At 50.2% G+C, this 18,959-nt stretch carries 18 protein-coding genes; 15 read left to right on the top strand and 3 right to left on the bottom strand.

All coding sequences use genetic code 11. The annotated features are described in order from the left end of the window. The first annotated feature begins 6 nt into the window (after positions 1-6). The 9 genes from rmuC to hemB all read left to right on the top strand — a co-directional run bounded on the left by rmuC (position 7) and on the right by hemB (position 8,051). Positions 7-1,395, top strand: a complete 1,389-nt coding sequence (gene rmuC / locus BSPA111_RS21265) for a DNA recombination protein RmuC (protein ID WP_183273131.1) — start codon at positions 7-9, stop codon at positions 1,393-1,395. Positions 1,396-1,486: 91 nt separating this feature from the next. Then, entirely contained in the window at positions 1,487-2,242 is a 756-nt protein-coding gene (ubiE, locus tag BSPA111_RS21270; RefSeq protein ID WP_183273132.1) for a bifunctional demethylmenaquinone methyltransferase/2-methoxy-6-polyprenyl-1,4-benzoquinol methylase UbiE, read from the top strand. 13 nt (positions 2,243-2,255) lie between these two features. Next, positions 2,256-2,861 carry an SCP2 domain-containing protein gene (locus BSPA111_RS21275; RefSeq protein WP_183273133.1) on the top strand — a complete coding sequence of 202 codons (606 nt, stop codon included), beginning with the start codon at positions 2,256-2,258 and terminating at the stop codon, positions 2,859-2,861. Then, positions 2,858-4,498 carry a ubiquinone biosynthesis regulatory protein kinase UbiB gene (gene ubiB / locus BSPA111_RS21280; RefSeq protein WP_183273134.1) on the top strand — a complete coding sequence of 547 codons (1,641 nt, stop codon included), beginning with the start codon at positions 2,858-2,860 and terminating at the stop codon, positions 4,496-4,498. Before BSPA111_RS21275 ends, ubiB begins: the two co-directional genes overlap by 4 nt. Positions 4,499-4,581: 83 nt before the next feature. Next, complete coding sequence (gene tatA, locus BSPA111_RS21285; RefSeq protein WP_183273135.1) at positions 4,582-4,842, top strand: Sec-independent protein translocase subunit TatA; 261 nt, start codon at positions 4,582-4,584, stop codon at positions 4,840-4,842. A 3-nt stretch (positions 4,843-4,845) separates the two neighbouring features. Continuing rightward, positions 4,846-5,403 (top strand): Sec-independent protein translocase protein TatB, encoded by a 558-nt coding sequence (gene tatB / locus BSPA111_RS21290; RefSeq protein ID WP_183273136.1) that lies wholly within the window; start codon positions 4,846-4,848, stop codon positions 5,401-5,403. Positions 5,404-5,405: 2 nt separating this feature from the next. Then, positions 5,406-6,182, top strand: a complete 777-nt coding sequence (gene tatC / locus BSPA111_RS21295; RefSeq protein WP_183273137.1) for a Sec-independent protein translocase subunit TatC — start codon at positions 5,406-5,408, stop codon at positions 6,180-6,182. Positions 6,183-6,233: 51 nt separating this feature from the next. Further along, positions 6,234-7,013, top strand: coding sequence for a 3'-5' ssDNA/RNA exonuclease TatD (gene tatD, locus BSPA111_RS21300; protein ID WP_183273138.1), 780 nt, complete (start codon positions 6,234-6,236; stop codon positions 7,011-7,013). A 15-nt stretch (positions 7,014-7,028) separates the two neighbouring features. Continuing rightward, complete coding sequence (hemB, locus tag BSPA111_RS21305) at positions 7,029-8,051, top strand: porphobilinogen synthase (RefSeq protein ID WP_183273139.1); 1,023 nt, start codon at positions 7,029-7,031, stop codon at positions 8,049-8,051. Positions 8,052-8,092: 41 nt separating this feature from the next. Here hemB and rfaH read toward each other — a convergent pair whose 3' ends face one another. Further along, the gene (gene rfaH / locus BSPA111_RS21310) at positions 8,093-8,581 is read right to left on the bottom strand and encodes a transcription/translation regulatory transformer protein RfaH (protein WP_183273140.1); all 489 of its coding nucleotides are present in this window, start codon (positions 8,579-8,581) and stop codon (positions 8,093-8,095) included. A 185-nt stretch (positions 8,582-8,766) separates the two neighbouring features. Here rfaH and ubiD point away from each other — a divergent pair, with 185 nt between their 5' ends. Continuing rightward, a complete protein-coding gene (ubiD, locus tag BSPA111_RS21315; protein WP_183273141.1) occupies positions 8,767-10,251 on the top strand; it encodes a 4-hydroxy-3-polyprenylbenzoate decarboxylase in 1,485 nt (494 codons plus the stop codon). Between the two features lie 47 nt (positions 10,252-10,298). After that, on the top strand, positions 10,299-11,000 hold the full coding sequence (gene fre / locus BSPA111_RS21320) for an NAD(P)H-flavin reductase (RefSeq protein ID WP_183273142.1): 702 nt from the start codon (positions 10,299-10,301) through the stop codon (positions 10,998-11,000). 248 nt (positions 11,001-11,248) lie between these two features. Here the strand turns inward: fre and fadA are convergent, their stop codons facing one another. Together fadA and fadB are read right to left on the bottom strand one after the other, a co-directional pair. Further along, entirely contained in the window at positions 11,249-12,412 is a 1,164-nt protein-coding gene (gene fadA, locus BSPA111_RS21325; RefSeq protein WP_183273143.1) for an acetyl-CoA C-acyltransferase FadA, read from the bottom strand. Positions 12,413-12,421: 9 nt separating this feature from the next. Beyond that, on the bottom strand, positions 12,422-14,611 hold the full coding sequence (gene fadB, locus BSPA111_RS21330) for a fatty acid oxidation complex subunit alpha FadB (protein WP_183273144.1): 2,190 nt from the start codon (positions 14,609-14,611) through the stop codon (positions 12,422-12,424). A gap of 191 nt (positions 14,612-14,802) precedes the next feature. Here fadB and pepQ point away from each other — a divergent pair, with 191 nt between their 5' ends. From pepQ to hemG, 4 genes are read left to right on the top strand one after another with little or no spacing between them, the layout of a single operon-like run. Next, positions 14,803-16,134 carry a Xaa-Pro dipeptidase gene (gene pepQ, locus BSPA111_RS21335; RefSeq protein WP_183273145.1) on the top strand — a complete coding sequence of 444 codons (1,332 nt, stop codon included), beginning with the start codon at positions 14,803-14,805 and terminating at the stop codon, positions 16,132-16,134. Continuing rightward, a complete protein-coding gene (locus tag BSPA111_RS21340) occupies positions 16,134-16,748 on the top strand; it encodes an IMPACT family protein (RefSeq protein ID WP_183273146.1) in 615 nt (204 codons plus the stop codon). Before pepQ ends, BSPA111_RS21340 begins: the two co-directional genes overlap by 1 nt. Before the next feature lie 41 nt (positions 16,749-16,789). Further along, positions 16,790-18,241, top strand: a complete 1,452-nt coding sequence (trkH, locus tag BSPA111_RS21345) for a Trk system potassium transporter TrkH (RefSeq protein ID WP_183273147.1) — start codon at positions 16,790-16,792, stop codon at positions 18,239-18,241. A 12-nt stretch (positions 18,242-18,253) separates the two neighbouring features. Next, on the top strand, positions 18,254-18,787 hold the full coding sequence (hemG, locus tag BSPA111_RS21350) for a menaquinone-dependent protoporphyrinogen IX dehydrogenase (RefSeq protein WP_183273148.1): 534 nt from the start codon (positions 18,254-18,256) through the stop codon (positions 18,785-18,787). The last annotated feature ends 172 nt before the right edge of the window (positions 18,788-18,959 follow it).

Below are 18,959 nucleotides of genomic sequence, written 5' to 3' on the forward strand. Positions count from 1 at the left end.
GTGACTGTGGATATTTCTATTTTATTCGGGATCGGTATTGCACTGGTTGGTGTTCTGACTGGATGGTTGCTGGCGAGTTTGCGCGCAACCGGGAGGCAATCCGCACTGTATGAAGAGCAACGAGAAATCTACGGTGAACTGACTGCTGCCCGGCAGGAGTTACAGCAAAACCAGCACTGGAAAGAGGAATGCGAGCAACTCAATCGAGAATTGCGCACCCAGCTTGAGATCAAAAGTGCGCAGGAAGCGGATATCCGCGAACTTTCCACGCTTTTAGAACAAACCCGCCTTAATGCCGATGACAAACATCGCCAGATGCTTAACAGCGAGCAACGCCTGAGCGAACAATTTGAAAACCTCGCCAACCGTATTTTTGAGCAAAGTGGCCGCAAAGTTGAAGAACAAAACCGCCAAAGTTTAAATGGCTTACTCTCACCATTGCGCGAACAGCTGGATGGTTTCCGTCGCCAGGTGCAAGAGAGTTTTGGTCAGGAAGCCCGCGAGCGCCACACGCTTACTCATGAAATCCGTAGCCTTCAACAGCTGAATGCCCAAATGGCGCAAGAGGCACTGAATCTCACCAAAGCTCTGAAAGGGGATAACAAAACTCAAGGGACCTGGGGTGAGGTTGTTCTGACTCGTGTGCTGGAGGCATCTGGTTTGCGAGAGGGTTATGAATACGAAACTCAGGTCAATATTCAGCTCGAAAATAACAGCCGAATGCAGCCCGATGTCATTGTGCGTTTGCCGCAAGGCAAAGATGTCGTCATCGATGCCAAGATGACGCTGGTGGCCTATGAGCGTTATTACAACGGTGAAGATGAGCTAACTCGCGAAAGTGCGCTCAATGAGCACATTGCCAGCATGCGTAACCATATCCGCATGCTTGGCCGCAAAGACTACCAGCAATTGCCGGGGCTGCGTTCTCTGGATTATGTGTTGATGTTTATCCCCGTCGAACCTGCGTTTTTACTGGCGATTGACCGCCAGCCTGAACTTATCAGCGAAGCACTCAAAAATAACATCATGCTGGTGAGCCCTACGACCTTGCTGGTAGCGCTACGAACCGTTGCCAATTTGTGGCGTTATGAGCATCAAAGCCGAAATGCGCAACAAATTGCCGAACGCGCCAGCCGACTGTATGACAAAATGCGCCTCTTCGTTGACGACATGTCGGCAATGGGTCAAAGCCTGGATAAAGCGCAGGATAACTATCGGCAGGCGATGAAAAAACTCTCTTCAGGCCGCGGAAATATACTCATTCAGGCAGATGCGTTTCGCAGCTTGGGGGTTGAGGTTAAACGTGAGATTAATCCCGATCTGGTCGAACAGGCCAGACTGGAAGACGAAGAGAACGCGAGTTTAGAGAACCGACATATCGTTGGTGAGCGTTAAGCCCAGGGTAAGCTCCGGAGCTTGAAGCATAGGGCTTTGGGCCTCATTCTGTTACACTCCACAAACATTTTTTGGACAAGCAGGCATCGAGATGGTTGAAGAATCCCAGGAAACAACACACTTTGGCTTCCGCACTGTAGCGAAGGAACAGAAGGCCGATATGGTGGCCCATGTGTTCCATTCTGTGGCCGCAAAATACGACGTAATGAATGATCTGATGTCATTCGGTATCCATCGTATCTGGAAGCGATTTACCATTGATTGCAGTGGTGTTCGCCGTGGTCAGCGCGTACTGGATTTAGCGGGAGGCACCGGTGATTTGACCGCTAAGTTCTCCCGTCTGGTCGGCGAAACAGGCGAAGTGGTTCTGGCGGATATCAACGATTCAATGCTGAAAATGGGGCGTGAAAAACTGCGCAACATCGGTATTGTTGGCAACGTGAGTTATGTTCAGGCTAACGCCGAAGCTCTGCCTTTCCCTGACAATTTCTTTGATTGCATTACTATTTCTTTCGGTCTGCGCAATGTGACAGACAAAGAAAAAGCGCTGCGCTCGATGTACCGTGTTTTAAAACCGGGCGGTCGTCTGCTGGTTCTGGAATTCTCTAAACCGATTATCGAACCTCTTAGCAAAGCCTACGATGCGTACTCGTTCCATATTCTGCCGCGTATAGGTGAAATTGTTGCACAAGATGCGGAAAGCTACCGTTATCTGGCTGAATCTATCCGTATGCACCCTGATCAAGAAACGTTGAAAGCGATGATGGAAGATGCCGGTTTTGAAAATACCACCTACTTCAATCTGACGGCTGGCGTTGTTGCGCTGCACCGTGGTTATAAATTCTGATTGGGAACTCGTGATGCCATTTACACCGCTAATGACTGCCGGAATAGAAAACCTGCTCAATACATTTCTCTGGCAAGACCGAGGCTTGAAGGCGGCACGGCAGCGCTTAGTGGGTAAGGTGTTACGTGTTGAGCTCAAAGAGTTCTCGTCGCCAATCGTTTTGGTTTTTAGCGAACAACAAATCGATGTATTAGGCCAGTGGGAAGGTGAAGCTGATTGTCTGGTGAAGACTGGGTTTAGCACACTGCCGAAATTGCGTGACCGGCAACAGCTTACGGCACTGATTCGCAGCGGTGAATTAGAAGTTCAGGGTGATATTCAGGTCGTCCAGAATTGGGTTGCCCTGATGGATCTTGCTGAGTTCGATCCCGCTGAATTGTTAGCGCCTTATATCGGTGATATTGCTGCTGAAGGTATCAGCAAGGTTATTCGTGGCGGCAGTAAGTTATTGAAAAAAGGATTTTCCCGTAACCAGCAATACCTGTCAGAAGCTATTACTGAAGAGTGGAAGATGGCACCGGGCTCGTTGGAAGTCGCATGGTTTGCTGAGGAAACGGCAGCTGTCGACCGTAAGGTCGATGCACTTATTGCGCGACTGGACAAACTGGAGAACAAATGACGCCTGGAGAGATTCGCCGCCTCTATTTTATTATCCGCACTTTTCTTAGCTACGGTTTGGATGAACTGATCCCTCGGATCCGTATTACGTTGCCGTTACGCATCTGGCGGCGCATGCTTTTCTGGATGCCAAATCGCCATAAAGAGAAACCTCTCGGTGAGCGGCTGCGCCTTGCACTGCAAGAGCTGGGGCCGGTCTGGATCAAGTTTGGGCAAATGCTTTCGACTCGTCGTGACCTGTTCCCGCCACAAATTGCAGACCAACTTGCGATGTTGCAAGACCGGGTTGCCCCTTTTGATGGCGCGCTGGCTAAAAGGCAAATTGAACAATCGATGGGTGGGATCCCTATCGAAACCTGGTTTGATGATTTCGAAATACAACCGCTCGCATCAGCTTCAATTGCCCAGGTTCATACCGCGCGCCTGAAAGAGAATGGGCGCGATGTTGTTATCAAAGTCATTCGTCCGGATATCCTGCCGATTATCAAAGCGGATATGAAACTCATCTACCGCCTTGCTCGATGGGTACCGCGATTGATGCCAGATGGTCGCCGTTTACGCCCTCTGGAAGTGGTGCGCGAGTATGAAAAGACCTTGATTGACGAGCTTAATCTTCTGCGTGAAGCCGCCAACGCAATCCAGCTGCGCCGCAACTTTGAAGACAGCCCGATGCTCTATGTGCCGGAAGTATTCTCTGACTACTGTAGCGAGAACATGATGGTCATGGAGCGGATCTACGGTATTCCTGTTTCTGATATCGTCATGCTTAAAGAGCAAGGCACCAACATGAAACTGTTGGCAGAACGCGGCGTACAGGTCTTCTTCACTCAGGTCTTTCGGGACAGCTTTTTCCATGCCGATATGCATCCCGGTAACATCTTTGTCAGCTACGATCACCCTGAAGATCCGCAATATATTGGAATCGACTGCGGCATTGTCGGTTCACTGAATAAAGAAGATAAGCGCTATCTGGCGGAAAACTTTATTGCCTTCTTTAACCGTGACTATCGCAAGGTTGCGGAACTGCATGTCGATTCAGGTTGGGTACCACCGGATACCAACGTTGAAGAGTTTGAGTTCGCTATTCGCACCGTTTGTGAACCTATCTTTGAGAAACCGCTGGCAGAAATTTCCTTCGGCCATGTGCTGCTTAACCTGTTTAACACGGCACGCCGTTTTAATATGGAAGTGCAGCCGCAGCTGGTTTTACTGCAAAAAACGCTACTATACGTTGAAGGCCTTGGAAGACAGCTTTACCCACAACTAGATTTGTGGAAAACAGCCAAACCTTTCCTGGAAAGTTGGATCAAAGATCAGGTTGGTATTCCTGCGCTTATTCGCTCTTTTAAAGAAAAAGCACCGTTCTGGATAGAAAAAATGCCAGAACTACCAGAACTGATGTACGACAGTTTGCGCCAGGGTAAACAATTACAGCAGAGTGTTGATAAAATAACGCGTGATTTGCAACGCAATCAGGTGCGTCAGGCTCAATCCCGCTATCTGTTTGGCATTGGTGCCACGCTGCTGTTAAGCGGCACGTTATTATTGATTAGCAAACCGGAATGGCAATACCTGCCTGCAGGGCTTATGGCCGCTGGCATTGTTGCCTGGCTGATTGGTTGGCGGCGCTCATCCTGAGCTGTTTTTAATCGTTTTTAACAGACAACGTGCGGTACAATAAAGACCGTTATCTATTCATCACTGTGATTTGAGGCAACATTATGGGTGGTATCAGTATTTGGCAATTGTTGATCATTGCCGTCATCGTGGTTCTGCTTTTCGGTACTAAGAAGCTGGGTTCTATCGGTTCTGATTTGGGCGCATCCATCAAAGGCTTTAAAAAAGCCATGAGCGATGATGAAGATAAAGAGAAAGATAAATCCATTCAGGATGCCGATTTCACAGCGAAAACGCTTGCAGATAAGCAACCAGGCGATGTGAAGAAAGACGAAGCTAAGAGCAACGATAAAGAGCAGGTGTAAACCGTGTTCGATATTGGTTTCAGTGAGCTGCTGCTGGTTTTTGTCATTGGTCTGATCGTTCTCGGGCCACAGCGTTTGCCTGTGGCTGTTAAAACGGTTGTCGGCTGGGTGCGCGCTTTGCGCTCTCTGGCGGCAACGGTGCAAAACGAACTGGTTCAGGAGTTGAAAATCCAGGAGCTACAAGACAGCCTGAAGAAGGTTGAAAAAGCGAGCATGGATAACCTCACTCCAGAACTCAAAGCATCAATGGATGAACTGCGTCAGGCGGCGGAGTCGATGAAGCGTTCGTATACGCATGAACCTGAAAAGGGGAGTGACGAGGCTCATACCATCCATAATCCACTGGTGAAAGACGCTCAGGATAGCCATGAAGGCGTGACTCCAGCAACTGCTGCACATCAGGCCAGCGCGCCTGAAGAAGCACCAGTCGTTGAAACAGAAACAGCTCCTGCCTCAGCGGCAGCAGAAGTTTCTGAAGAGTTGACTCAGCCTCAGATTAAACCCATAGCAGAGCCCGCGAAAACACCCGTTTCCTCACAACCTTCGAGTGATAAACAGTAACCATGGCCGTTGAAGATACCCAACCGCTTATCAGCCATCTGATAGAGCTGCGCAAGCGACTGTTAAATAGCATTATCGCTGTGCTGGTGATTTTCCTGGCACTGGTTTACTTTGCCAATGACATCTATCAGATTGTCTCATCTCCGCTGATTAAGCAGATGCCCGTTGGGTCAACCATGATTGCCACCGACGTCGCATCTCCTTTCTTTACCCCAATTAAACTGACAATTTATGTCTCGGTGTTTTTGTCCGCGCCGGTCATTCTTTATCAAATTTGGGCGTTTATCGCGCCTGCTTTGTATAAACACGAGCGTAAACTGGTCACGCCGTTACTCATCTCCAGTTCGTTATTGTTCTATCTCGGCATTGCGTTCGCTTATTTTGTCGTTTTCCCGCTGGCCTTTGGTTTCCTGACAAAAACCGCACCGATGGGCGTGGTGGTGTCCACTGACATCGCCAAGTACCTCGATTTTGTTATGGCATTATTCATGGCATTTGGGGTGGCATTTGAAGTGCCGGTGGCGATTATTCTGCTGTGCTGGATGGGAGTCACAACGCCGGAAGCGTTAAAGAAGAAGCGGCCTTACATTTTTGTTGGGGCTTTTATTGTCGGCATGCTGCTCACCCCGCCGGATGTCTTCTCTCAAACGCTACTGGCAATACCCATGTACTGTCTGTTTGAAATCGGTGTGTTCTTCTCCCGCTACTATGTCGGCAAAGGTCGCAGAGACATGGAAGACGTAGAAGATGACGTTGAAGAAGACAGGAACTCTAAATAAGAGTCATAAAATCAGGCCGCCCTTTAGGGCGGTCGTCGTTTGGAAGACGCTATGTTTGATATCGGTGTAAATCTTACCAGCTCCCAGTTTGCTAAAGACCATGTTGATGTTGTTGCGCGTGCACAGCTTGCGGGAGTGAGCGGCATGTTGCTTACCGGAACCAATATTCACGAAAGTCAGCAAGCACTGTTACTGGCGCAACAGTACCAGGGCTGTTGGTCGACTGCGGGTGTTCATCCGCATGATGCCAGCCATTGGCAAGACGAAACCGCAGACGCTATTCGCGAACTTGCCGGCGCATCGGAAGTGGTGGCTATCGGTGAGTGTGGCCTGGATTTCAACCGTAATTTCTCAACGCCTGCTGAGCAAGAACGCGCTTTTACTGCACAACTGGCCCTTGCAGCTGACCTGATGATGCCAGTATTTTTGCACTGCCGCGAAGCGCACGAGCGCTTTATCGCTTTGCTCGACCCGTGGCTTGATAAGTTACCGGGTGTGGTTTTGCACTGCTTTACCGGAACAGAAAATGAAGTTCGTGAATGCCTTGCCAGAGGAATTTTTATCGGTGTCACTGGCTGGGTATGCGACGAGCGCCGCGGCCTTGAATTACGTGAATTGTTACCGGTTATTCCAGCGCATCAGCTGTTGTTGGAAACTGATGCCCCCTACTTGTTACCGCGGGATCTAAAACCAAAACCTGCTTCCCGACGGAACGAACCCTGTTACTTGCCTCATATCCTGGAAAAGGTGGCTGGATGGCGTGGAGAAGATCCCGCCTGGCTTGCGCAAGTAACAGATGACAATGCCCGCCGTCTTTTCCGGCTGGCTTAAATCAGGAGAAAATCAATGAGCTATGCATTTCCCGGTACGTTTCCTGGCCGCCGTATGCGCCGCGTCCGTCGCCACGATTTCAGTCGTCGTCTTGTGGCGGAGAATCAATTAACGGTTAACGACCTTATCTATCCTGTGTTCGTGATGGAAGGCCAGAACCGCCAGGAAGAAGTCCCGTCGATGCCGGGTGTTTACCGTATGACTATCGATCTGCTGCTCAAAGAAGCGGAAACTGTCGCCAAACTCGGTGTGCCGGTATTGTCACTGTTCCCGGTTATTGAAAGTGCTGGAAAGTCGCTGCACGCGGAAGAAGCTTATAACCCGAATGGCCTGGTCCAGCGTGCGGTACGTGCGTTGAAAGATGCAGTGCCAGAGTTGGGTTTGCTGACTGACGTAGCGCTCGACCCGTACACCACTCATGGGCAGGATGGCGTGATTGATGCAGACGGCTACGTTATCAACGACATTACACGTGAGATTCTGGTGCGCCAGGCGCTTTCCCATGCGGAAGCCGGTGCTGAAATCATAGCGCCTAGCGATATGATGGATGGCCGTATTGGGGCGATTCGTGACCAGCTTGAATTAGACGGTTTTGTTAACACCCAAATCATGTCTTACGCAGCTAAATACGCGTCTTGCTATTACGGTCCGTTCCGCGATGCGATTGGCTCATCGGGCAATCTGAAAGGGGGTAATAAGAAGACCTATCAGATGGACCCCGCTAATGGTGACGAAGCTCTGCAGGAAGTTGCGCAGGATCTGCAAGAAGGCGCGGATATGGTGATGGTGAAACCGGGAATGCCATATCTGGATGTGGTTCGTCGTGTGAAAGATACCTTCGGCGTGCCGACCTTTGCCTACCAGGTTTCTGGCGAGTATGCGATGCACATGGCGGCAATTCAGAACGGTTGGTTGGCAGAGAAACCGGCTATTATGGAATCGTTGCTGTGCTTTAAACGTGCCGGAGCAGATGGCGTGTTAACGTACTTCTCGAAGCGTGTCGCACAATGGTTGCATGACGAGCAAATGCAGCGCTAGGTTTTCGTTCCAGGGCGGAGGCTTATCCGCCCTGATTAGCTTTACGTCTTTTTAAAATCAGTATTTTTCACACTCTGCGTCACTTGTTTATTCAACAAATTCAGCAGCAGCATGGAGCGGGCTTCACCGTCCGGCTCGCTAAAAATAGCTTCCAAACCTTCGAATGCCCCTTCAGTGATGACCACGCGATCGCCTGCGTACGGCGTATCGGGATCGGTGATATTTTCTGGCTGGTGGTTGACGAGCTGCTCAATGACATCACCTGGCACGGTGGCAGGAAGACTGCCGAAACGCACGAAATGGCTGACACCGCGGGTTGAATGAATTGTCGTTGTGTGAATGGTCTCAGGGTCAAACCGAACAAACATATAATTTGGGAACAGTGGTTCATCGACCGCAGTGCGTTTGCCTCGCACGATCTTTTCAATTTTGATCATCGGGGTGAGGCAATTCACGTCCTGACGCTCAAGATGCTCTTGCGCCCGCAGTAATTGACCCCGTTTGCAGTACAACAGATACCAGGATTCCATAAGTTCTCTTTTTCCTAATCAACCCAGGAAGAATAGCAAAAGGCCGTTATTAGGGATAGACAGCACAAGTATAACCATTCACTGATTGGTTATCAGACAAGCATTTACGCGTTATTAACAAAAATACAGCATGCAGTGCATGAAGCCCGTATAATGACCGCAAAATCCTGACTACGATTAATTGCATGAAATACCACGACCTACGCGACTTTCTGGAATTACTTGAACAACGCGGCGAGCTAAAGCGTATCGCAATGCCGGTCGATCCGTACCTGGAAATGACGGAAATTGCCGATCGTACTTTGCGAGCGAATGGCCCGGCTCTGCTATTTGAGAACCCGAAAGGGTACGATATGCCAGTGCTGTGTAATCTGTTTGGCACTCCGAAACGCGTCGCGATGGGAATGGGGCAGGAAGATGTTTCTGCATTGCGTGAAGTCGGCAAGTTACTGGCCTTCCTGAAAGAACCTGAGCCACCGAAGGGTTTCCGCGATTTATTCGATAAACTCCCGCAGTTTAAACAAGTCCTGAATATGCCGACCAAGCGGCTGCGTAACGCCCCTTGTCAGGAAATCATTTTGGAAGGTGATGAAGTTGATTTATCGCGTATTCCTGTCATGCAATGTTGGCCTGAAGATGCAGCGCCGCTGATAACCTGGGGTTTGACGGTAACGCGTGGGCCGCATAAAGAGCGCCAGAATTTGGGCATTTATCGCCAGCAGGTTATCGGCAAAAACAAACTTATCATGCGCTGGTTATCTCATCGCGGTGGCGCGCTGGATTTCCAGGAGTGGTGTGCTGAACATCCTGGTGAGCGTTTCCCTGTTTCTGTTGCATTAGGTGCCGACCCTGCAACCATTCTTGGCGCGGTCACTCCAGTGCCAGATACCCTGTCAGAATATGCTTTTGCCGGTTTATTGCGTGGCACTAAAACCGAAGTCGTAAAGTGTATATCTAACGAGCTTGAAGTTCCTGCCAGCGCGGAAATTGTGCTGGAAGGCTATATTGAGCCGGGTGAAATGGCACCAGAAGGGCCATATGGTGACCACACGGGCTACTACAATGAAGTAGATGACTTCCCGGTATTTACCGTTACGCATATTACCCAGCGCCAGAATGCGATTTACCATTCAACGTACACCGGGCGGCCACCGGATGAACCGGCGGTTCTCGGTGTGGCACTCAATGAAGTGTTTGTGCCGATTTTGCAGAAGCAATTCCCGGAAATTGTTGATTTTTATCTGCCACCGGAAGGATGTTCCTATCGCCTTGCGGTTGTCACCATTAAGAAGCAATACGCAGGTCACGCTAAGCGCGTGATGATGGGCGTATGGTCTTTCCTGCGGCAGTTTATGTACACCAAGTTCGTCATCGTCTGCGATGACGACGTCAACGCGCGCGACTGGAACGATGTCATTTGGGCCATCACGACACGAATGGATCCTGCGCGAGATACCGTTTTGGTAGAAAATACACCAATCGATTACCTGGATTTTGCCTCGCCGGTTTCCGGCCTTGGTTCAAAAATGGGACTGGATGCCACCAATAAATGGCCAGGGGAAACCCAACGTGAGTGGGGTCGTCCTATTAAGAAAGATGCAGAAGTATGTGCGCGTATTGATGCAATCTGGGACGAGCTGGCTATTTTCGACGACAGTAAAAACGCCTGAGTGGCGGATTTTTCTGCTTTGCATTATTGACCCGACAGAGGGGAAGCATGACAACCTTAAGCTGTAAAGTGACCTCGGTAGAAGCGATAACTGACACGGTCTATCGCGTTCGATTACTGCCGGAAGCGAAATTCTCCTTTCAGGCCGGGCAGTATTTGATGGTGGTGATGGATGAGCGCGATAAACGCCCGTTCTCCATGGCATCCACGCCGAGCGACCATGAGTATATTGAACTGCACATTGGCGCATCAGAGATCAATCTGTACGCCATGGCGGTGATGGACCGTATTCTGAAAGAGAAAGAAATCGTCGTAGATATTCCGCACGGCGATGCCTGGTTGCGTGAAGACGAAGATCGTCCGTTAATTTTGATTGCGGGCGGGACTGGCTTCTCTTACGTACGTTCGATTTTGCTGACTGCTCTTGCACGTAATCCACAACGTGAAATCGCCATTTACTGGGGCGGTCGCGAAGATAAGCATCTTTATGACTTGTCTGAGTTGGAAGCGCTGTCGGTTGTTCATCCAAACCTGCGAGTTGAAGCGGTAGTTGAGCAACCGGAAGAAGGCTGGCGCGGCCGTACTGGCACTGTGTTAACCGCAGTGATGCAGGATTATGGAACGCTTGCCGGACACGATATTTATATTGCCGGGCGTTTTGAAATGGCAAAGATTGCGCGTGACCTGTTCTGTAATGAACGTGGTGCCAGTGCTGAGCGTATGTTTGGCGATGCTTTCGCGTTTATTTAAGAGCAAACTGAACAGACAGGCCACCGCATAGTCGGTGGCTTTTGTTTTTGAGCGAAACGTTAAGAAAAAGAAAGAAAAAACCCGCCCCTGACAGGCGGGAACTACAGCAACTAAACTCTTTTTCTTCGTCCTTGATGCCGTAGCTTTGTTGGCTGCTTTCGCTCATCCAAATCACTTACTTCAGTAAGCTCATTGGGACTCACTCATTTGCCGCCGCGCTACAGCATCAATGACTTTGAAAAACGTTATTAAGTACGTTCAATAACAGTGGCAATACCTTGTCCTAAACCGATGCACATGGTGGCTAGGCCAAACTGCGCATCGCGACGTTCCATCAGATTTAACAGTGTGGTGCTAATACGGGTGCCGGAACAACCGAGCGGGTGACCAAGAGCAATCGCGCCGCCGTTCAGGTTAATCTTCTCGTCGATCTTATCCATCAAACCCAGATCTTTAATACACGGCAGGATCTGCGCGGCGAAAGCTTCGTTCATCTCAAACAGGTCGATATCAGCGGCAGTCAGGCCCGCTTTTTTCAACGCCATTTGCGATGCCGGAACTGGGCCGTAACCCATAATGGATGGGTCGCAACCCACCACCGCCATAGACCGAACATAAGCGCGGATCTTCAAACCCAGCTCTTTGGCGCGTGATTCGCTCATCAGCAACATCGCCGACGCCCCATCTGACAGAGCAGAAGAACTGCCCGCCGTGACGGTGCCGTTGACCGGATCAAATGCAGGTTTCAGCGCCGCCAGGCCTTCAACGGTGGTTTCCGGGCGAATCACTTCATCGTAATCAAAGCGTTTAAGCACGCCGTCTGCGTCATGGCCGCTGGTCGGCAGGATTTCAGATTTGAAATAGCCCGCTTCTGTGGCTGCCCATGCACGCTGATGCGAACGAGCCGCAAACTGATCCTGCATTTCACGGCTGATGCCGTGCATACGTGCCAGCATTTCGGCGGTTAAGCCCATCATGCCTGCTGCTTTGGCGACGTTGCGGCTCAAACCAGGATGGAAATCAACGCCGTGGCTCATTGGCACATGACCCATATGTTCTACGCCGCCGACCAGGCAGGCATGCGCATCACCGGTCTGAATCATACGCGCCGCGTCATGCAGGGCTTGCATGGAAGAACCACACAGGCGGTTGACCGTAACAGCCGGGACTGAATGCGGGATTTCCGCCAGCAGCGACGCGTTACGCGCAATGTTAAAACCTTGCTCCAGAGTCTGCTGTACACAACCCCAATAAATATCATCCAGTGCGGCAGCTTCTAACGCTGGGTTACGTGACAGAATTCCACGCATCAAATGGGCGGAAAGATCTTCTGCACGCAGATTACGAAATGCCCCACCTTTTGAACGGCCCATCGGGGTGCGGATGGCATCAACAATTACAACCTTTTCCATAATCACTCCTTAGGCACTTTTCAGGTCACTGGCTGGGCGCGCAGGCTCGACCGGTGGATAGTACGGCTCGTTACGGGAAGCTTTCGCACGCAGACCGTCCGGCGCCTGGTAGAGCGGGCCAAGATGTTCATACTGCTGAGCCATATCGAGATATTTTGCGCTGCCGATGGTATCTAACCAGCGGAATGCGCCACCGTGGAACGGAGGGAAACCTAAACCGTAAACCAGCGCCATGTCGGCTTCTGCCGGGCTTGCAATAATGCCTTCTTCCAGACAACGCACCACTTCGTTGACCATTGGAATCATCATGCGGGCGATGATTTCTTCGTCGCTAAAGTTGTGGCGTGGCTTGCTGACATCCGCCAACAGGCTGTCTGTGGTTTCGTCCTGTTCTTTACGCGGTTTGCCTTTGCTGTCTTGTTTGTAGCGGTAGAAACCTTGCTGGGTTTTCTGGCCGTAGCGGCCCGCGTCAAACATCGCATCAACGGCATCGCGATAATCTTTCTGCATACGCTGTGGGAAACCCGCGGCCATAACGGCCTGAGCGTGATGCGCGGTATCAATGCCGACAACGTCGAGCAGATACGCCGGACCCATTGGCCAGCCGAACTGTTTTTCCATGACTTTGTCGATTTGACGGAAATCAGCACCGTCACGCATCAACTGACTGAAGCCCGCAAAATAAGGGAACAGAACACGGTTCACGAAGAAGCCAGGGCAGTCGTTCACCACGATCGGTGTTTTGCCCATTTTGCTGGCCCACGCCACGACTTTCGCGATAGTTTGCTCAGACGTTTTCTCGCCGCGAATCACTTCCACCAACGGCATACGATGTACCGGGTTGAAGAAGTGCATACCGCAGAAGTTTTCCGGGCGCTTCAGACTGTTTGCTAATTCGCCGATAGGAATGGTTGAGGTGTTTGACGCCAGAACGGTATCCGGGCGGACTTTATCTTCCACTTCTGCCAGAACGGCTTTTTTCACTTTCGGGTTTTCAACAACCGCTTCAACCACCACGTCGACACGCTCAAAACCGGCGTAATCCAGTGTTGGGTGAATTGTGGCAATGACGCCCGCCAGTTTCAGCCCGTCGATCTTTCCACGTTCCAGCTGTTTATTGAGAAGCTTGCTGGCTTCATTCATGCCCAGCTCAAGTGACTTCTCATTAATATCCTTCATTAATACCGGTACACCTTTCCAGGCAGACTGGTAAGCAATGCCGCCACCCATGATCCCGGCGCCAAGAACGGCAGCCTGTTTCGGGGTTTCGGTATTTTTGGTCAGCTTCTTCGCCTGACCTTTTATGTATTGGTCGTTAAGGAAAATCCCGACCAGCGCACGGGCCTCATTAGAACGCGCCAACGGCACGAAACTTTGAGTCTCCAGTTGTAATGCTTCGTCTCGGCCCATTCTTGCCGCGGCTTCAATCGTTTTTACCGCCGTCATCGGGGCAGGGTAGTGTTTACCTGCAATCTGCATCACCATGCTTTTAGCAATCGTGAAGCTCATTGTGGCTTCGATTTTGCTCAGCTTGAGAGGTTGCAGTTTCGGTGCGCGTTTCGCTTTCCAGTCCAGATCGCCATTAATTGCCTGGCGCAGGATTGCCAAAGCACCGTCGCGCAGTTTTTCAGTTTTAACGATGCCATCAACTAAACCGAGTTTCTGCGCTTCAGTGGCGCTGACATCTTTACCGGCTGTGATGATTTCCAGTGCACTATCGGCACCCAACATACGCGGCAAGCGCACTGAACCACCAAAGCCTGGCATGATGCCAAGTTTTGTTTCAGGCAGACCGATGCGGGTATCTGGCGTTGCCAGGCGATAATCCGTTGCCAGCACGCATTCACAACCGCCGCCAAGCGCATAACCATTCACTGCAGAAATAGTTGGGACAGGCAGATCTTCCAGACGATTGAAAACGCTGTTAGCGAATTGCAGCCAGTGGGTCAGCTGTTCCGCAGGAACCAGGAACAACGACAGGAATTCGGTAATATCGGCACCGACGATAAACGCGGCTTTATTGGAGGTCAGCATCAGGCCTTTCAGCGTTGGCTGCTTTTCCAGAACATCGAGCGCGTAGCCAAGGCTGGCTACTGTCGCGGTGTCGAGTTTGTTCACTGAACCGGGCGCATCAAATACCAATTCTGCGATGCCGTCTTCCAGCCAGTCGAGATGTAAGGTTTCACCTTGGTAGAGCATGTCAGTCTCCTGAATCCAGCAATGGGATCTGGTCGTACCAGATGGAAAGGAGTGTGGAATTGATGTTAATGAAATGCAAATTACTCTTTAAATATTTGCAAAGATGATCACAGCCGCTGGAAATAAGTTCGCGAACTTTGCGGTGTGCTAAGATGCGTGGCGTTCAGTTTAAAAAAACAGAAGGGTAAATCATGGATTCACTGGCCTCACTTTATAAAGATCATGTGGCAACCTTGCAAGAACGCACCCGCAATGCCCTGGCGCGTTTTAATCTAGATGCGCTGTTGATTCATTCGGGCGAGCTTTTCAACGTCTTCCTTGATGATCATTCATATCCGTTCAAAGTTAATCCACAGTTCAAGGCGTGGGTTCCTGTGACACAAGTGCCAAATTGCTGGTTGCTGGTGGATGGCGTTAACAAACCCAAATTATGGTTCTACCTGCCTGTTGATTACTGGCATAACGTTGAACCGTTGCCTGAATCCTTCTGGACTGACGAAATTGATGTGATTGCTTTGCCAAAAGCGGATGGCATAGGCAGCCAGCTTCCTGCGGCACGTAGCAACATCGGCTATATTGGGCCGGTGCCTGAGCGTGCATTGCAGCTTGATATTCAAGCCACGAACATCAACCCGAAAGGGGTCATTGATTACCTGCATTACCATCGTTCTTATAAAACTGATTATGAACTGGCCTGCATGCGCGAAGCGCAGAAAACGGCGGTAGTGGGTCATCAAGCAGCACACGAAGCATTTTTGTCCGGGATGAGTGAGTTTGATATCAATCAGGCTTATCTGACCGCAACGGGTCACCGCGATACTGATGTTCCCTATGGCAACATTGTGGCGCTCAACGAGCACGCAGCTGTGTTGCACTACACCAAACTTGATAACCGTGCGCCTTCCGAAGTGCGTAGCTTCCTTTTGGATGCGGGTGCGGAATACAACGGTTACGCCGCTGATTTAACGCGTACCTGGTCGGCTAAAAGCGACAACGATTATGCTCAATTGGTGAAAGATGTTAATAGCGAACAACTTGCACTGATTGATACGCTGAAAGCGGGTGTGCGTTACACCGATTACCATCTTCAGTTTCATCAACGCATCGCTAAGCTGCTGAATCGTCATAAACTGGTTACAGGTATTAGCGAAGAAGCAATGGTTGAATCCGGGATTACGGGCCCATTTATGCCGCATGGTTTGGGTCACCCGCTCGGTTTACAGGTGCATGATGTCGCTGGCTTTATGCAAGATGATTCCGGTACGCATTTGGCAGCGCCGTCGCAGTATCCTTACCTGCGCTGCACCCGTGTGCTGGAACCACGTATGGTATTGACTATCGAACCTGGTATTTACTTTATTGAATCTTTGCTCGCACCGTGGCGCGAAGGGCAGTACAGCAAGCACTTTGACTGGCAGCGTATTGAAGCCTTGAAACCGTTCGGCGGCATTCGTATTGAAGACAATGTGATTGTTCACGAAAATAGCATTGAAAACATGACGCGCGATTTGAAACTGGCGTAATGGATAGTTGGCTGATTCCTGCTGAATCCGTAATGGTCAGTGAGGAAATTAAGAAAAGCCGTTTTATTACGCTGGTTGCTCATACGACCGGCGTAATAGCAGCAAAAGAGTTTCTTGAAAAAGTACGCTCTGAACACCCGGCAGCCCGGCATCATTGCTGGGCCTGGGTGGCTGGTGCTCCCAATGATTCGCAGCAGTTAGGTTTCTCTGACGATGGCGAGCCAGCAGGAACCGCTGGAAAACCAATGCTCGCCCAGCTTATGGGGAGCGGCATCGGGGAAATTGCCGCCGTGGTAGTGCGCTACTCTGGCGGTATAAAACTCGGTACGGGCGGTTTGGTGAAAGCCTACGGTGGTGGAGTGCAGATGGCATTAAATCAATTGCCTACTTTGCTCAAAATCCCGCTAACCGAATATACTTTGCAGTGCGACTATGCGCAGCTTGCGGGAATCGAAGCGTTGCTCAAACTGTGCAACGGAGTTCTCGTGCAAAGTGATTTTCAAGCATCTGTATTATTACGTATCGCGTTACCACACGCGAAACTGGCTGAGTTTTCAGTCAGACTTGCTGATTTTAGCCGCGGTGCATTGCATCTATTGCCGGCTGAACAATAATTCCCTCTCGTTATTTTTTGATAGTTAAGGAAGCGGCTGAAATGCATTTTCGCGCCATAACCCGAATCGTTGGTCTGTTAGTCATTCTATTTTCCGTGACCATGATTATTCCAGGGTTGGTAGCTTTAATTTATCGCGATGGTGCAGGCCGAGCTTTCACCCAGACTTTCTTCGTCGCACTGACCATTGGTTCTTTTCTGTGGTGGCCAAACCGGCGGCAAAAAAGTGAGCTCAAACCGCGAGAAGGCTTCCTGATTGTCGTACTGTTTTGGACGGTGCTGGGGAGTGTGGGTGCGTTGCCATTTATCTTCGCTGAACAGCCGAATCTTACCATTACCGACGCATTCTTCGAATCGTTCTCGGGCTTGACCACTACCGGTGCGACGACCCTTGTCGGGCTTGATTCGCTCCCACATGCCATTCTGTTTTACCGGCAGATGTTGCAGTGGTTTGGCGGTATGGGAATCATTGTTCTCGCCGTCGCCATTCTGCCAATCCTCGGTGTAGGCGGGATGCAGTTATATCGCGCTGAAATGCCTGGGCCGCTGAAAGATAACAAAATGCGCCCGCGTATTGCTGATACGGCAAAAACCCTGTGGATCATTTATGTCTTGTTAACCGTCGCGTGTGCGTTGGCGCTTTGGTTTGCCGGTATGCCAGCATTTGACGCGATAGGTCATAGTTTTGCGACTATCGCGATTGGTGGTTTTTCCACGCATGATGCAAGCGTTGGTTATTTCGACAGCCCAACAATTAATACTATTATTGCCATCTTCCTGCTGATCTCAGGTTGTAACTATGGCCTGCACTTCTCTTTATTAAGTGGGCGTAATATAAAAGTCTACTGGCGCGACCCTGAATTCCGCATGTTTATTGGTGTGCAACTTACCCTGGTTGTTATCTGTACTCTCGTACTGTGGTTCCATAATACTTACCAATCGGCATTGCTAACGGTGAACCAGGCATTCTTCCAGGTTGTCTCGATGGCGACGACCGCCGGGTTTACGACCGACAGTATCGCGCGTTGGCCTCTATTCTTACCGGTGCTATTGCTGTGCTCTGCTTTTATCGGTGGCTGTGCGGGTTCAACGGGCGGCGGTCTGAAAGTTATTCGCATCCTGCTGTTGTTCAAACAAGGTAATCGTGAGCTGAAACGTCTGGTGCACCCTAATGCGGTGTATAGCATTAAGCTTGGGAACCGTGCGCTGCCTGAACGTATCCTTGAGGCTGTGTGGGGATTCTTCTCGGCCTATGCGCTGGTGTTTATCCTTAGCATGCTGGCGATTATCGCCACCGGGGTGGATGATTTCTCCGCTTTTGCTTCGGTTGCGGCAACACTGAATAACCTGGGCCCTGGTTTGGGTGTCGTGGCTGACAACTTCGCGAGTATGAATCCTGTGGCAAAATGGATATTGATAGCCAATATGCTGTTTGGCCGTCTTGAAGTGTTTACTTTACTCGTACTGTTTACGCCAACTTTCTGGCGAGAGTAACCGGAGCCTGTTGTGAGAACTTTGATTCTATTTTCGACCCGTGATGGTCAAACTCGCGAGATTGCTTCTTATATAGCATCTGAGTTGAAAGAGCTGGGCGTCGAGAGTGATGTCGTTAACCTGCATCGCATTGGCGATATAGCCTGGGGAAACTATGATCGCGTCGTTATCGGTGCGTCTATTCGTTATGGGCATTTCCATTCTTCAGTGGCTGCGTTTGTGAAAAAGCATCAACAAGCGCTGAATACCATCCCCAGCGCTTTCTTTTCAGTAAACCTGGTTGCACGTAAACCTGAGAAGCGTTCTCCACAAACTAACTCTTATACGCGCAAGTTCTTGCTGACCTCACCATGGCAGCCAAATCACTGTGCTGTGTTTGCTGGTGCGCTTCGTTATCCACGCTATCAGTGGTACGACCGCGTAATGATTCGCTTGATTATGAAGATGACGGGCGGCGAAACAGATATTAGTAAAGAAGTTGTCTACACCGATTGGCCTCAGGTAGCGCGTTTTGCTCAGGAGTTAGTACACTTAAACAGCAAATAGTGTCCAAAATACCCATTTTGATGAAAAAAAACACGGCCAGTCATATTTTTGCAATAAACACTTGTCAGCTTCCAGAAAATCCCTATACTGCGCCTCCACTGACACGGCACAACGGCTTACAAACCGGCCCGTCAGTCAGACGAAAAGCGAAAATAAACGCTTGACTCTGAAA

The organism is Buttiauxella sp. A111 (assembly GCF_014189855.1).
Lineage (GTDB): Bacteria > Pseudomonadota > Gammaproteobacteria > Enterobacterales > Enterobacteriaceae > Buttiauxella > Buttiauxella selenatireducens.

Excerpts from the sequence above, each read along its gene's own strand:
- ubiE (WP_183273132.1), top strand. The coding sequence starts at position 1,487 with ATGGTTGAAGAATCCCAGGAAACAACACACTTTGGCTTCCGCACTGTA.
- BSPA111_RS21275 (WP_183273133.1), top strand. The coding sequence starts at position 2,256 with ATGCCATTTACACCGCTAATGACTGCCGGAATAGAAAACCTGCTCAAT.
- ubiB (WP_183273134.1), top strand. The coding sequence starts at position 2,858 with ATGACGCCTGGAGAGATTCGCCGCCTCTATTTTATTATCCGCACTTTT.
- tatA (WP_183273135.1), top strand. The coding sequence starts at position 4,582 with ATGGGTGGTATCAGTATTTGGCAATTGTTGATCATTGCCGTCATCGTG.
- tatC (WP_183273137.1), top strand. The coding sequence starts at position 5,406 with ATGGCCGTTGAAGATACCCAACCGCTTATCAGCCATCTGATAGAGCTG.
- tatD (WP_183273138.1), top strand. The coding sequence starts at position 6,234 with ATGTTTGATATCGGTGTAAATCTTACCAGCTCCCAGTTTGCTAAAGAC.
- hemB (WP_183273139.1), top strand. The coding sequence starts at position 7,029 with ATGAGCTATGCATTTCCCGGTACGTTTCCTGGCCGCCGTATGCGCCGC.
- rfaH (WP_183273140.1), bottom strand. The coding sequence starts at position 8,581 with ATGGAATCCTGGTATCTGTTGTACTGCAAACGGGGTCAATTACTGCGG.
- ubiD (WP_183273141.1), top strand. The coding sequence starts at position 8,767 with ATGAAATACCACGACCTACGCGACTTTCTGGAATTACTTGAACAACGC.
- fre (WP_183273142.1), top strand. The coding sequence starts at position 10,299 with ATGACAACCTTAAGCTGTAAAGTGACCTCGGTAGAAGCGATAACTGAC.
- fadA (WP_183273143.1), bottom strand. The coding sequence starts at position 12,412 with ATGGAAAAGGTTGTAATTGTTGATGCCATCCGCACCCCGATGGGCCGT.
- fadB (WP_183273144.1), bottom strand. The coding sequence starts at position 14,611 with ATGCTCTACCAAGGTGAAACCTTACATCTCGACTGGCTGGAAGACGGC.
- pepQ (WP_183273145.1), top strand. The coding sequence starts at position 14,803 with ATGGATTCACTGGCCTCACTTTATAAAGATCATGTGGCAACCTTGCAA.
- BSPA111_RS21340 (WP_183273146.1), top strand. The coding sequence starts at position 16,134 with ATGGATAGTTGGCTGATTCCTGCTGAATCCGTAATGGTCAGTGAGGAA.
- trkH (WP_183273147.1), top strand. The coding sequence starts at position 16,790 with ATGCATTTTCGCGCCATAACCCGAATCGTTGGTCTGTTAGTCATTCTA.